The organism is Streptomyces sp. NPDC005374, assembly GCF_042872225.1.
Classification (GTDB): domain Bacteria; phylum Actinomycetota; class Actinomycetes; order Streptomycetales; family Streptomycetaceae; genus Streptomyces.
Window position 1 is genome coordinate 1 of record NZ_JBIAKA010000037.1, and the last position, 13,357, is coordinate 13,357.

General features: G+C 70.6%; 12 protein-coding genes. 4 read left to right on the forward strand and 8 right to left on the reverse strand.

What is annotated here, in order from left to right; translation table 11 throughout:
- Positions 1-139: 139 nt before the first annotated feature.
- From ACFYRX_RS46225 to ACFYRX_RS46235, 3 genes are read right to left on the reverse strand one after another with little or no spacing between them, the layout of a single operon-like run.
- Positions 140-886, reverse strand: coding sequence for a hypothetical protein (locus ACFYRX_RS46225; RefSeq protein ID WP_389113374.1), 747 nt, complete (start codon positions 884-886; stop codon positions 140-142).
- Between the two features lie 31 nt (positions 887-917).
- Positions 918-1,436, reverse strand: a complete 519-nt coding sequence (locus ACFYRX_RS46230; protein WP_389113376.1) for a flavin reductase family protein — start codon at positions 1,434-1,436, stop codon at positions 918-920.
- Between the two features lie 8 nt (positions 1,437-1,444).
- Entirely contained in the window at positions 1,445-2,626 is a 1,182-nt protein-coding gene (locus tag ACFYRX_RS46235) for a hydroxylase (protein WP_389113378.1), read from the reverse strand.
- 245 nt (positions 2,627-2,871) lie between these two features.
- Between ACFYRX_RS46235 and ACFYRX_RS46240 the strand changes: the two genes are divergently transcribed.
- Positions 2,872-3,861 carry an aldo/keto reductase gene (locus ACFYRX_RS46240; RefSeq protein ID WP_389113381.1) on the forward strand — a complete coding sequence of 330 codons (990 nt, stop codon included), beginning with the start codon at positions 2,872-2,874 and terminating at the stop codon, positions 3,859-3,861.
- Positions 3,862-4,046: 185 nt separating this feature from the next.
- Here the strand turns inward: ACFYRX_RS46240 and ACFYRX_RS46245 are convergent, their stop codons facing one another.
- Together ACFYRX_RS46245 and ACFYRX_RS46250 are read right to left on the reverse strand one after the other, a co-directional pair.
- A complete protein-coding gene (locus ACFYRX_RS46245; protein WP_389113383.1) occupies positions 4,047-5,045 on the reverse strand; it encodes an AraC family transcriptional regulator in 999 nt (332 codons plus the stop codon).
- A 95-nt stretch (positions 5,046-5,140) separates the two neighbouring features.
- Positions 5,141-5,674, reverse strand: coding sequence for a 2,4'-dihydroxyacetophenone dioxygenase family protein (locus ACFYRX_RS46250; protein WP_389113385.1), 534 nt, complete (start codon positions 5,672-5,674; stop codon positions 5,141-5,143).
- A gap of 193 nt (positions 5,675-5,867) precedes the next feature.
- Here ACFYRX_RS46250 and ACFYRX_RS46255 point away from each other — a divergent pair, with 193 nt between their 5' ends.
- Complete coding sequence (locus ACFYRX_RS46255; protein WP_389113387.1) at positions 5,868-6,221, forward strand: VOC family protein; 354 nt, start codon at positions 5,868-5,870, stop codon at positions 6,219-6,221.
- 21 nt (positions 6,222-6,242) lie between these two features.
- On the opposite strand, the gene ACFYRX_RS46260 is transcribed toward ACFYRX_RS46255, so the two are convergent.
- Both ACFYRX_RS46260 and ACFYRX_RS46265 read right to left on the reverse strand, forming a co-directional pair.
- Positions 6,243-7,895 carry an amidohydrolase gene (locus ACFYRX_RS46260; RefSeq protein ID WP_389113389.1) on the reverse strand — a complete coding sequence of 551 codons (1,653 nt, stop codon included), beginning with the start codon at positions 7,893-7,895 and terminating at the stop codon, positions 6,243-6,245.
- 20 nt (positions 7,896-7,915) lie between these two features.
- Entirely contained in the window at positions 7,916-9,421 is a 1,506-nt protein-coding gene (locus tag ACFYRX_RS46265) for an APC family permease (RefSeq protein ID WP_389113391.1), read from the reverse strand.
- A gap of 141 nt (positions 9,422-9,562) precedes the next feature.
- Here ACFYRX_RS46265 and ACFYRX_RS46270 point away from each other — a divergent pair, with 141 nt between their 5' ends.
- Together ACFYRX_RS46270 and ACFYRX_RS46275 are read left to right on the forward strand one after the other, a co-directional pair.
- Positions 9,563-10,294: a TetR/AcrR family transcriptional regulator gene (locus ACFYRX_RS46270; RefSeq protein WP_389113393.1), complete on the forward strand. Its 732-nt coding sequence runs from the start codon at positions 9,563-9,565 to the stop codon at positions 10,292-10,294.
- A gap of 611 nt (positions 10,295-10,905) precedes the next feature.
- The gene (locus ACFYRX_RS46275; RefSeq protein ID WP_389113395.1) at positions 10,906-11,751 is read left to right on the forward strand and encodes a hypothetical protein; all 846 of its coding nucleotides are present in this window, start codon (positions 10,906-10,908) and stop codon (positions 11,749-11,751) included.
- Positions 11,752-11,790: 39 nt separating this feature from the next.
- Here the strand turns inward: ACFYRX_RS46275 and ACFYRX_RS46280 are convergent, their stop codons facing one another.
- A complete protein-coding gene (locus ACFYRX_RS46280; protein WP_389113397.1) occupies positions 11,791-12,909 on the reverse strand; it encodes an SGNH/GDSL hydrolase family protein in 1,119 nt (372 codons plus the stop codon).
- Positions 12,910-13,357 lie beyond the last annotated feature (448 nt).

Genomic DNA, 13,357 nt, shown 5'->3' on the forward strand with positions numbered 1-13,357 from the left:
GGACCTCCGCCCCGGGGGCGCGGCGGGGGGGGCGGGGGTTTGGGGGGGGGGGGGTGCCCCCCGGACCCGGGGGGGACCACACAGGGGGGGGGGGGGGGGGGAACGCCCCCCCCCGCCCACCGCCCTTTCCCGTCCCCCGTCAGGAGGTGGCGAGGTGGGCCTCCGGCACCGTCTCCTTCTCCGCGAGCTCCGTCTCCTCCTGCTTGACTGCCCGCAGCAGCACGATCGGCGTGGCGATCTTCCAGACGAAGTAGGTCGCCGTGGGGATCACGTTGGCCAGCAGTCCGTCCCAGGCCAGCGGCCCGCTCTGGTGGAGATAGACGAAGGCCCCCGGGATGAGGAGCACCCCCAGCACGATGCTCAGCCAGCCGTACCAGCGGGGGAAGATCGGCTTGGAGCGGTGGTCGACGAAGGAGGCGTAGCCGATCGACCAGACCTGGAGCACGAAGATGCACGCGTTGCCCACCAGCATGAGCCAGAAGGTGTCGGACATCGCGGACAGTACGTCGGCGGAGTGGATCTCGGGTCGATAGGCCGCGGCGGCGAGGATCGCGAGCGGGAAGAAGAACCCGAGCGGGGCGACGACGCCGGTGGTGAGCTGGATCATGGACAGCAGGCCCCAGCCGCCTTCGACCCGGCGCATCTGGAGGCTGGTCACGACGACGTACGGGTACTCGAACGGGACGGTCAGCACCATGATGACGACACAGGTGAGGATGCCCGTCCGGTGGTCGTTCAGAAAGGCGACGATGCCGTCGGGGCTTTCCGTCGGACTCATCGGGGTGAGCAGGTGTCCCGCGGTGAAAGCGGCTATGAATCCCACCAGCAGGATGAATCCGCACCAGGCCGACAGGCGTTCCAGTCTGAGATAGAGGTCTTGCCGCATGAACGATCTCCTTTGATCGCGTCGGCCCGTTTCACCAGCCGACAAGCCTGTCCAGCACCAGGTTCGTAGTGGAGAGGTAGTCGCCGTATCCGCCGCGGAAGAAGAGCAGCGGGGTCCTTTTCGATTCGACGCGGAGATGCCGGACTCGTCCGACGACCAGGAAGTGGTCACCGATCTCCACGACTTTCTCCACTCCGCAGTCGACCCACGCGACGATCCCGTCCAGTACGGGATTTCCGAGCGGGGACGATTTCCAGGTCACGCCGTCGAAGCGGTCGGCTCCCCCGGCCGCCATCTGACGGGACAGCCGTTCCTGGTTTCCCGCGAGCGCGTTGGCGCAGAAGCGCCCGGCGGTCCGGATCGCCGGGAGGGTCTTGGAGGAACCGTCCACCAGGAAGGAGACCAGGGGCGGGTCCAGGGAGACGGACATGAAGGTCCCGACGACCAGTCCCTGGGGCCGTTCGTCGCCGTCCGTGGTGGTGATGGCGACCACGCTCGTCGGGAAGTGGCCCAACACCCCCCGGAAATACCGTCCGTTGATCGTGTCCATACGCGTCCTCAGATCACGACGCGCATGGACTCGGGCAGCTCGAGACCCATCTGTGCGAGGGCGTCGGCGTGGTACGCCGCGCCGGGAACGTGGATCATGTGCTGGAGTCCCACGTGCGCGTCCCGCCAGTACCGCTGCAGCGGGTTGCCCCGCCGGATCGCGTTGCCACCGGACCGTACGAAGATCTCGTCGAGCGCGGAGACCGCCCGCCAGGCACACCGCACCTGGTTGCGCCGGACCCTGGCCCGATCCTCGATGGTCAGAGGTTGGCCCGCCTCGACCTGGTCGTACAACCGGCTGATGCCGTCGATCAGTTGGACCCGGGATGCGGCGATCTCCGCGGCCGCCTCTCCGGCGGCGTAGAGGACGTACGGATCGTCCCGCACCTGGACGCCGGTCACGGCGACCCGTTCGCGCTGCTGGCCCAGATGAAGGGCCAGGGCGCCCTCGCACATCCCGACGACGGCGGCGGTGATCCCGAGCGGGAACATCGCGCTGAACGGCAGCCGGTACAGCGTCTCGGTCAGCCCGACGGCCTCGGCGGCCCGCCCCTCGGTGACCAACTCCTGCCGGATCGTGCGGTATTCGGGGATGAAGGCCTTGTCGACCACGACGTCCTTGCTGCCCGTGCCGGACAGTCCGATGACGTCCCAGGAGTCGTCGACGAGCTTGTAGTCCGAGCGGGGCAGCACGACGTGCAGCACGCTGATCGGCCCGGCCGGCTTCCCCTTGCCGTCCCCGACGAGCGCGCCGAGGAAGTCCCAGGAGCAGTGGTCGCTGCCCGAGGAGAACGGCCAGCGTCCGCTGAGGACGTAGCCGCCGTCGACGGGGTCGGCGATGCCGCCCGGCATGTAGGGCGAGGCGATCCAGGTGTCCGGGTCGGCGTCCCACACCTCGTGGGCGAGCCGGGAGTCCAGCTGCGCCAGTTCCCACGGGTGCACTCCGACGACTCCGCTCACCCAGCCCGCGGCTCCGTCATGACGTGCGACCGCCATGACCGCTTCCGCGAAATCCCGGGGATGCGCGGCGTGACCGCCGAATTCCTTCGGCTGGAGAAGCCTGATCACCCCTGCCGAACGCAGCAGCGCGACGGTCTTGTCGCTCAACTTGCCGATCTTTTCGTTCTCTTCGGCCAGCCCGGCCAGTTCGGGCCCGATCTCCTCGATACGATCGACGACTTCGTGCGCCACGCCGCACACCTCCTGCGTACCGGTGAAACACATGCATCATGTGTGCCGCGCTCGGCGGCGGGATCGCCTCATTGTGAATTCGCGATCAGGGCGAACGCTGGGGGCTTTCCGCTGACCGGGACACGAATCACGGGAGGGTATGGACCAGTTGGTCTACGTTACGGGCGCCAGGAAAACCCCTTGGCCGGGTGCGGCTCGTGGCGGCAGGATGATCGCGCTGTGTCGGCCGCACGAGGGGAACGTGGATGAGGCAGAACCGGCTCGGGAAGACCGACGTGCACGTCACGGAGCTGGGCTTCGGCGGCGGTCCGCTCGGCGGACTCTTCGCACCCCTGGACGACGGGACCGCCGCGAGCGCCCTGGAGGCGGCCTGGGACAGCGGGATCCGCTACTTCGACACCTCCCCGCACTACGGCATCGGCCACTCCGAGCGCCGCACCGGCACCCTGGTGCGCGGCAGGCCGCGCGACGAGGTGACGTTGTCGACGAAGGTGGGCCGGCTGCTGGTCCCGCAGGACCCGGCGGGCCGGATGGACGAGAGCTTCGCGGTGCCCGCCACCCATCGCAGGGTGTGGGACTTCACGCGGGACGGTGTGCTGCGCAGCGTGGAGGACTCGCTGGAGCGGATGGGCGTCGACCGTATCGACGTGCTGTTCCTGCACGACGCGGAGCAGCACTTCGAGGACGCCCTGCGCGACGGGTACCCGGCCCTCGCCGAGCTGCGTGCGCAGGGCGTGGTGGGGGCGATCGGCGCCGGGATGTACCACCCCGGAAAGCTCACCCGGTTGGTCGAGGAGTCGGACGTCGATGTCGTGATGCTGTCCGGCCGCTACACGCTCCTGGACCACAGCGCCCTCGACGAACTCCTGCCCGCGTGCACCGACCGGGGCATCTCGGTCATCGCGGCGTCGGTCTTCAACTCCGGGCTCCTCGCCACGGCAAGGCCCCTCGACGGCGCCACCTTCGACTACGCACCCGCCGCACCACGGCTGGTCGAACGCGCGCACCGCATCGCGGACGCCTGCGAGGCCCACGGCACGACCCTCCCGGAGCTGGCGATGGCCTTTCCGCTGCGCCATCCGGCGGTCGCGGGCATCGTCGTCGGCATGCGCACGGCGGACGAGGTGCACAGCAACATGGCGGCGTTCGGGGCGGACATCCCGGCACAGGTGTGGGACGACCTGCGCGACGAAGGGCTGCTGGACGAGCGGGCGCCGGTGGAGGCCAGGCCGTAGTCCACCCGACGGGCGGGCGGCCCGGAGCCGCGAACACCAGGACCGTCGCCGGGCCTTCCGCTCCGCGTGCGACGCCATGCGTAACCCCATGTGTACCGAACCTGTGCGGTCCGCTCCCCCTGCAGCGCGCCGTACGCAACGACCTGCTGCGCCGAGGCCTGCCCGCGTCCTTCATCCCCAGGGGCTCAGACGCGTGGCGGGCGAGTCTCCCCGGGGGTCTCGTCGAAGCGGGTGCGGAAGACGCGGGTGAAGTGGGCCTGGCTGGCGAAGCCCCAGCGGTGGGCTATGTCGGCGACCGTGAGGTGGCGGGAGCCCGGGTCGGCGAGCTGCTCGCGGGCTTCGTCGAGCCTGCGGTCGAGGATGTGACGGGCGGGACCGACGCCGGTCTGCCGGAAGACGCGGCTGAGCTGGCGGGCGGAGACCCCGATCGCCTCCGCGACCCGTTCCGCGCTCAGCGCGGGGTCGGACAGGTGCCGGTCGATGTGGTCCCGGGCCATGGCGAGCCGGGCGGACGCGGCGGGCGACGGGGCAGCGTCCCCCGGCCGGGCACCCCCCAGCCGGGGCGCGGCCAGCGTACGGACGAGGTCCAGCACGGTGGCCTCGGCCGAGGCAGGGTCGGCACCCGGCAGGGCGGCCGCGGTCCGCGCGGGATCACCGCCCCCGGCGATCCAGTCGCTCAGCACCGACCGCATCGCCGACGTCATCGCGCCCCGGCCGAACAGCATGGGCGCCGCCATGTCGTAGGACGCGCACCGCTCGGCGAAGACCTCGCGGGGGATGTCCACGAGCAACTGGCGCATGGCGGAGGGGAATCCGAACAGGTAGGACCGTCGGGTGTCGTAGAGGACCACGTCGCCCGGCCGGACGGTGAGGCAGCCTCCCTCGTGGAAGAACACCGCCTGGCCGTCCGTCAGCAGGCTGACGAAGACCGAGTCCTTCGGGAGGTCCTGGCAAGTCCGCAGCGTGCGTTGGATGACGTGCTCGTTGCCGGTGATCTCGGCGAGGCGCAGGCCGCCCAGCCGGACGTTGGACTGGGTGGCCAGCAGGCCGTCCGGGGAGTAGGAGGAGCAGGTCAGGCCGACCAGCGCCTGCCGGTTGTACTCCTCCCAGAAGTCGATCCGGTCGGCGGGGTCGACGGACCGTGTGGAGACGCGGGAGACGTGAGAGGCGAGCGGCACGGTCACCTGGGTCTCCGTTTCCTGTCCGCGCACCCCCGATAGGCACGCTCCGGGACCAGGATGCCGCTACTCCCCCGCCCGATGCCACGGGTGCGGCCGGATCACCGGAAGAGCGAGTCGACGTAGTCCGCTCCGATGCCGACCTTCTCGAAGTGCGTGCGGCACATCGCGATGTAGTCGTGCACGTCGAAGTACCCTTCGGTCTCGCCGTTCTCGTCCAGCCAGATCAGCGGTCCCTTGACGATGAAGAACGCCTTCATCGGCTCGTCGCTCTCGTAGGCCACCAGCGTGTGCCCCTCGCCGGGCGACTCGTAGACGAAGTCACCGGCGCGCGCGGTCCAGGGCCGCTCCAGATAGCCCCACTTCCCGGAGATCGTGTACGCGAACACCTCGTGCGGGTGGTAGTGCCGGTTGACCAGCCCCGCCTCCTTGGCGCGCAGGATGTCGGCCCACGAGTTGTCCTTGACGTTGATCCACAGCGGGCGGGAGCCGACGGTCTCGGTGAACGGTACGTAGTAGCGGTCGTCGTCGGTGGCCACCTGGGGCAGATAGACCTCGGGCAGGGCGTCCGGCTTGAGGGAGTTCTGGATCGGCCTGAGGTCTTTCCAGAACTCCGCACCGGCTGTTTCGGGCATGGCGAGCTCCCTTGTGACGCGGCACGGCGTGGCTGCGTGGCCGAGTGGGTGAGTGGCCGACAGTGAACACCGGTGGCCGCGGCCGGGTCTTCCCCGGGAAGGACGTCGGCGTTTGCCTGTTCGGGACATCCCCACGAAGGACCAAGAGAGGCTACGAAGGGCACGGGACCGGCCGTCCTGGCAGGATGACGCCATGGAACGTGTGCTTGGAATCGGCGGACACTTCATGAGGGCGGCCGACCCGGTGACCCTGAGCGCGTGGTACCGCGACCACCTGGGCCTGGACGCCGACGAGAACGGCCTGTGGCGTCAGGAGGCCGGGCCGACGGTGTTCGCGGCGTTCGAGTCCGACACCGACTACTTCGGGTCCCGCACCCAGCAGACCATGCTCAACTTCCGGGTCCGCGATCTGGACGCGATGCTCGCGCAACTGCGCGCCCAGGGAGCGGACGTGGCCGAGGAAACGCAGGACATGGAGGGCGTCGGCCGCTTCGGCTGGGTCACCGACCCCGAGGGCAACCGCGTCGAGCTGTGGCAGCCGGCCTGAGCTCCTCGTCGTCGGCAGGGCTCAGGCGTCCCGGGCCGCGTGGACCCGCCGGCCCGCCACGAAGGTCTGCAGGACCCGGGTTGCGGCGATCTCCTCGGGCGGCCCCGCGAACGGGTCACGGTCCAGTACGACGAGGTCGGCCGCCCTCCCGACGGTGATGCTGCCGGTGAGCCCGTCGAGGTGGTTCACATGGGCGCTGCCCGCCGTGTACGCGGCGATGGCGGTGCCCAGGTCGAGTCGCTGCTCCGGGAGGAACTCGGGTGTGCCCTTGGGTGCTTCCGGGGCGATCCGGTTGACGGCGACATGGATGGCCTGGAACGGATCGGGGCTGCTGACCGGCCAGTCGCTTCCGGCGGCCAGGGTCGCGCCGGCCCGCAGCAGGTCGCCGAAGGGGTACTGCCGTGCGCCGCGTTCGGCGCCGAGGAAGGGCAGGGTCAGTTCGTCCATCTGCGGTTCGTGCGCGGCCCACAGCATCTGCAGGTTGGCGCTCGCTCCCAGGGCACGGAACCGGGGTACATCGGACGGGTGCACGACCTGGAGATGCGCCAGGTGGTGGCGTGTGTCGCGCCATCCGTTGGCCGTGCGGGCCGACTCCACGGCGTCGAGGGCCTCGCGCACCGCGCGGTCGCCGAGCGCGTGGAAGTGGACCTGGAAGCCGGCCGCGTCGAGTTCGGTGACGTACTTCTTCAGGTCGCCCGGCTCGACGAAGCTGATGCCGCTGTTGTCCGAGGCACAGCCGCAGCCGGTCAGATACGGGTCGAGCATCGCCGCGGTGTGGTTCTCGGCGATGCCGTCCTGCATGACCTTCACGGTGGTCGCCCGGAACAGCGTTCCGCTCAACTCCTCCCGTTTGGCGATGAGTTCGGGGATCTGTTCGGCGCCGCGTGCCCGGTCCCACCACAGGGCGCCGACCACGCGGGCGGTGAGCAGGTCCTGGTCGATGGCGGCCCGGTAGGTGGGCGCCGGGTCGGTCATGTTGGCGTATGTGCCGACGATGGCGTCCTGCCAGGCGGTGACGCCGTACGAGTGCAGCACCGCCTGGGCCCGCAGCAGGGCGGTGAGTTGCTCCTGCGGCGTGGGATCCGGGACCAGCCGTCCCACCAGGTGGACGGCGCCCTCCTGGAGCATTCCGGTGGGGTTGCCGTCGGTGTCGCGTTCGATCCGGCCGTCGGCGGGGTCGGGGGTGCGGGAGTCGATGCCCGCGCGTTCCAGGGCCCGGCTGTTGACCCAGGCGCCGTGGTGGTCGCGGTTGGGGAGGAAGACGGGGCGGTCCGGGACGATCGCGTCGAGAGCCGCGGCGCTGGGGGCGCCGCCGGGGAACGCCTCCAGGGACCAGCCGCCGCCGGTGATCCACTCGACGTCCGGGTTCTGGTCGGCGTACGTCCTGATCCTGCGCAGGTACTCGCCCGGGTCGACGGTGTCGGCGAGGTGGCACAGGCCGAGTTCGAGACCCGCGCCCTGCGGGTGGACATGGGCGTCCTGGAAGCCGGGGAGCAACAACCTCCCGGCCAGGTCGACGACTTCGGTGCGCGGGCCGATCAGCTCGCGCACCTCGTCGTGACCGACGGCGGCGATCAGTCCGTCGCGCACGGCCACCGAGGTGGCACGGCTGCGGGCGGGATCGACGGTGTGCACGGGACCGCCGGTGAGGACGAGGTCCGCGGTGTGTGACATGGGGTGAACTCCAGAGAGGGTCAGGCCGCCGTACGGTCCATCGGAAGGGTCAGGGACTCGGCGTCGGTGCCGCGGCCCGTCGTGAAGTAGGGCGAGTGCCTGGCGTACTTGGCCACGGCGGCCATGCCGAGACCGGCGAGCACGATCGCGGCGGGCAGCGAGAACATGAACCAGCCGTTGTCCGGGCTGAGTTCGAAGTGGTCGCTCATGGTCAGGTACGAGTATCCGAGATAGCCGCCGAGGCCCAGCAGGATCAGGCCGGACACGGCCGGCACGCCGATGGCGAGCAGCGCCTCCCGCGGTCCTTCGTGACGCGCCGAGCGAAAGCGCACGGCGCAGGCGATCGCGGTGAGGCCGTAGTAGAGGGCGACGATCAGGCCGATGGCGTTGACGGCGGCCAGCAGCATGTCGCTCAGCTTGGGGATCGCGACGGCGAGCAGGGCGATCACGCCGGCGATGGCCATGACGACGACGGTGCCGGCGGCGGGGGTGCCGTAGCGCGGGTGGAGGCGGGTCCACAGCGGTCCCATGGTTCTGTCGCGGCTCATGGCGAACAGGCCGCGCGCTGTGGGGATCAGGGTGGCCTGGACCGAGGCGACCGCGGAGAACATCAGGGCGACCAGGGGCAGGGTGGCCCAGGGTTCGGCGGCCAGTTTCTCGCCGAGGTACGGGAGGGCCTGGGGGCCGTTGCGGACGAGTTCGCTCAGGCTCATCTCCCGCTGGAAGGCGACGGAGGCGAAGAGGAACAGGCCGAGCATGGCGAACAGGGCGATGAGGCCGCCGCGGGCCGCGTCGCCGGGGCTCTTCGTCTCCTCGTTGACGCTGAAGGCCGCGTCCCAGCCCCAGAAGAAGAACACCGCGAGGACCATGCCCTGGGCGAAGGCGGTGCCGCTGGAGATCTCGAAGGGGTTGAACCAGGAGAGGGACACGGCGTGGTGGCCGGTGACCACGGCCCAGCCGCAGAAGGCCAGCAGGACCGTGTACTCGAAGACCAGGAGGGCGAACTGGAAGCGGGTGGCGGCGCGTATGCCGGTGACGGCCAGGACGGTGAGGGCGACGAGGATCAGCAGTCCGACGGCTGTGGTGACACCGGTGGACGTCGGGTCGAGGGCGATGCCTGCGAGGCTGTGCAGGCCTGCCTTGTTGGCGAAGATCAGGACGACCGAGCCCATGATCGCGCTGGTGTAGGCGCAGAAGATGACCGAGCCGACCAGGGTGACCCAGCCGGTCAGGAAGCCGGGCCAGGGGCCGAGGGACTTGCCGACCCAGACGTAGCCGTTGCCGCAGTTCGGCTCGGAGCGGTTCAGACGGGCGTAGGCGGTGGCGATGCCGAGCACCGGCAGGAACGCCAGGAGCAGGAGGGCCGGGGCCTGGAGGCCCACGATGGTCGCGATCGTGCCCATGCCGATGGCGATGCTGGTGGTGGCCGCGGTGCTGGAGGCGGCGATGGCGACGCCGTCGACGACGCCGAGGGAGCGGCGCAGGGCCGGGCTCGGCGCGGAGGACGGGGAGGGTTCGGACGACATGGAGGGCTCCTCGGGGACGGGAGACGGGGAAGAGCCGCGCGGTGAGGTGATGGAACAGCCGATGTCCACATTGGGTCAACCCTGTTGACGTAAGGCGGCCGGGGGTCGTTCACTGGGGCCCCCGGCGAGAGGAACCCGGTCATGTCCACCCGTGTCCCGCAGGACCGCCGCCGGCGGCGGCCCACCCGCTCCGGTGTCCTGCTGTCCGAGGACCTGATCGTGGAGACCGCGCTGCGGCTGATCGGCCAGCACGGCCCCGAGGCGCTGAGCGTGCGCCGGCTGGGCGCGGCACTGGGCTGCGACCCGACCGCCCTCTACCGCTACTTCCACGACACCGACGACCTGGTGCTCGCCATCGCCGACCGGATCATCGGCGACGCGATGGCCGGGTTCGTCCCCGGCGGTGACTGGGTGGCCTCGCTGCGCGAGATGGCGCTGAGGGTGCGCGCCGGGTACGTCGCCCATCCGCGGGCCGCCGCCATGGCCGCGCACCGGGTGACCCGGCGCGTGAGCGAGATCCAGGCGGTGGACACCGGTATCGGTCTGCTGCTCTCCGCGGGCTTCGAGCCGGCCGACGCGGCGCGGCTCTATCTGGCCTTCATCGACACCGTTCTCAGCCATGCGGCGACGGAGGCGGCGTTCCAGGCGCTTCCCGGACAGCAGCGCGAGGCCGACCGCCGGGCGTGGCGGGACGTCTACCAGGACCTGGACCCGAGGACGTATCCGGCACTCACCGCCGTACGCCGGGAACTGCCGGGGATGGCGGACAGCTCCTTCGAGGAGGCGGTGGAACTCATGCTGGAGGCGTTGGCGGCACGGGCGCCGGAGGTTCGTGCACGACCTGCGCACCGGCCGGATGAGGGCCATCGGTGACTTGACCGGTGCCGTCGGCGGGCTTCGGCCGGCAGGAGCCGACGACAGTGCGCCCGGTGATCGAGGTGACCTTGTCGAACACACCGTTGTCGTACATCAACGGCGTGGCCGGAAAGTACGCCGTCAGCGGCACCGATCCCGGCTCCTTCGCCTACGTCCACCGGGTCGACACCGGCACGGGGCCGCGGTCGGCAACAGCGCGCCGCCCCCGACCGATCCGTCCAGCCCCGACGGCGAGTACCACGCCACCTTCTGGACCGTCAGGCCGAGCGACATCCGGCGGTCTCCCGCGACGCGGGCCGACGCGCGTCGCGACACCGCACCGGGGCGCACACCCTGGCCACGGCCAACTCGCCGTGGCCAGGGCGTGCGCGGGACGGCGAAGGGCCGTAAGCGGACACAGGTCCAGTGCCGCGCGTCGGACAAGTGGCGCGAATACGACCTACGGCCCCACGCACACCGCACCCCTCGGACATCTCCGCAGGAGCGACACATAGGCTGCACACGGCCTTTCGAAAGCATCGCTACTTTTACCCCCGGCTCGATCCTCCGTGCGAACGAGACCGGCCACGGCCAGCGGGCCGATGGTGCAGTCGACTCAGGAAGACCAGATGGACTACTGCTCGTCGTGCCGTCGCCATCTCAACGGCGCCCTGGCGTGTCCCGGATGCGGCGCCTACGCTCCCGACATCGCTCCCCCCGCCCACCTCCACGCGACGACGGGCGCGGCGGCGACGGCCTGGGACGAGGCACCCACCTGGCACGACGCGGGCCTCCACGAGGAGTCCTTGACCGCGGCCGCATCGGCCGACCTGCCGTCCGAGGACGTGGCGGACGCGCCGGTGGCGGCCGAGGGCCGGGCGGCCCGTCGGCGTCAGCGGGCCCGTTGGAGGAAGAACCAGCGCAAGGCCGTGGTCGCGACCGCCGTAGCCCTCGTCGGAGGCGGCCTGACCGTCTCCGCGATGAGCCAGCAGTCCAACGTCAGGACCCAGGCGGCCACTGCGCCGGACAACCGGTCCATGGGCGGGGCGGAGCTGCCGACCTCGGACGACACCCGCACGGGTTCGACGTCGGCCGATACGCACCGGGCCTCCGCGACCACACCCTCCACCAAGGTCGGCTCGCACCGGCGGACGGTGGATTCGACGTCCACCACGACCCGGTCGTCGGTCCGTACCGACTCCGTCTCCGCCCCGACGCCCACAGCGACGACGGCCTCGCGGTCCCAGTCGCAGTCCACGCTCTCGGCATCGGTCGCGGCCACCGTCGACACGGCGACGCAGCAAACGCCTTCGTCCACGGACGAAAACACGGACACGAACACCACGACGACGAACACCGGCACGGGTACGAGCACGGGCACGAGCACCGACAACTCGCAGACGGCTACGACTCCCTCGTCGACGGCGACCGAGCCGGCACAGCTCTGCGTGCTCAACCTGCTCTGCATCAGCTGACCGCGGAACCCGCCCGAGGCTGCCGACGCCCCGCTTCGGCTACCAGCACAGCGGAAGCGCGGTGAGATGGTCCTCGAGCAGGCCGGAGATGATCCGGTGGTCGTGTGCGGAGGGGTGCCAGTCGCAGCCGAGGTGGTCCAGGCCGGGGTCGTCGTAGTACCAGTAACCGACCCGGTCGTCGCCTCGCGTGTTGCGGGTCCGGGCGATCCGTTCCACAGTCTCGGCGAAGACGGTGGCGCTGAGGCTGGCCGCGCTGACGACGAGGAAGGTCCTGGGGCCGTAACGGGCGCGCAGTTTGTCGAGGAAGCCGTGGTAGGCGGACTCGTAGGCGGTGACCAGTTCGGCCTGCGTGGCCCAACGCTCGTCCGGATTCAGGGGTGTTGAGAAGTCGTTGAGCCCGAGTCCGATGACGACGACCTGCGGTCGCCAACTGGCCGGTTTCCGCCAGACGTCGCCCTCGACGCTCAGCAGGGCACGGTCGTAGTAGGTGCGGAAGTCGGTGCCGGGGCCGCCGCCGTTGTAGTTGCGGACCATTCCGCGGCCGGAGTAGGCGTTGATCTGGTGGTCGGCGCCGAGCTTCCGGGCGGTGAGAGCTCCGAAGGACAGGTCGGCGTCGGTGTTCCGGTTCACTCCGCCGTTGCTCGAACAGTCGCGGGTGTCGGAGAGATTGCCGTAGCCCACGGTGTAGGAGTCGCCGATGAACTCGATCTGTCTGCGCCGGGCCGGGGGTCGGGCGAGGATCGCCCCGCCGGAAACGGCGACGAAACCGCCGAACCGGCCTTCCGCCCAAGGACTTTCCGTCCTTTTGACGAGCCGCACGCGGTGCTCGGTGTCGGCCAGGCCCCGGATCCAGGCGGTGGTCCGGCCCGGCGTCACGAGGGTGGCCGTGGCCGTGCCGTCGATCTGTACGTCGTAGTCGTTGTCGGAGTCGTCGAGGACCACGCCCACGCCGGTACCGCGGAACCGGCCCTCGAAGCAGATGCCGGGCCAGCTGTAGCGCACGAACCCGTCGGCGGCCGCTTTGACCCGGCCCACCGTGTGGAACCGCGCCGGGGCGGCGGATGCCCACGACGGGGCGGCGACGCCGGCGACCAGCCCGGCGGCGGTGGCGGTCACGAGCGTTCTGCGGGACAAGGCGCGGGGCTCGGGCGTCTCCATACGGCCATCCTTCAGTGGGGGTGGACAGTCCGGGCGGATGTGAAGCCGGTGCGAGGTGAGCTCGCGCTCGCCCCACGGGGCGCGGGAGCGCTCCCACACCCCTGGCGTTGTTCAACGTGACCGTCCCAGACGTCCCCGTCAATCCCTGCCGCGGAGTGTGTCGAGGACCTGGGGCCAGGTACCGGCCCCCAACCGGACGTCGGCTTCGGGTATGTCTCGGCACCGGGACCGCGGGGTGCCGAAGCGGTCCGCTTGGCAAGCAGGCGCGAGCGGTGGCCCACACGGGCGCGGGTGAACGGTCGCACGGCGGCGGCCCAACGTCCGTGTCCCAGCGGGAAGTTCGGCAAGGGGAAGCGCCGGCCACCTTCCATGGTCGATGCCCGGCGCGAGTCCTGGAGTCGCTCTCGGCAAGACCCTGGACGACCGGCAGGGGCACTGCGCTCCGCGG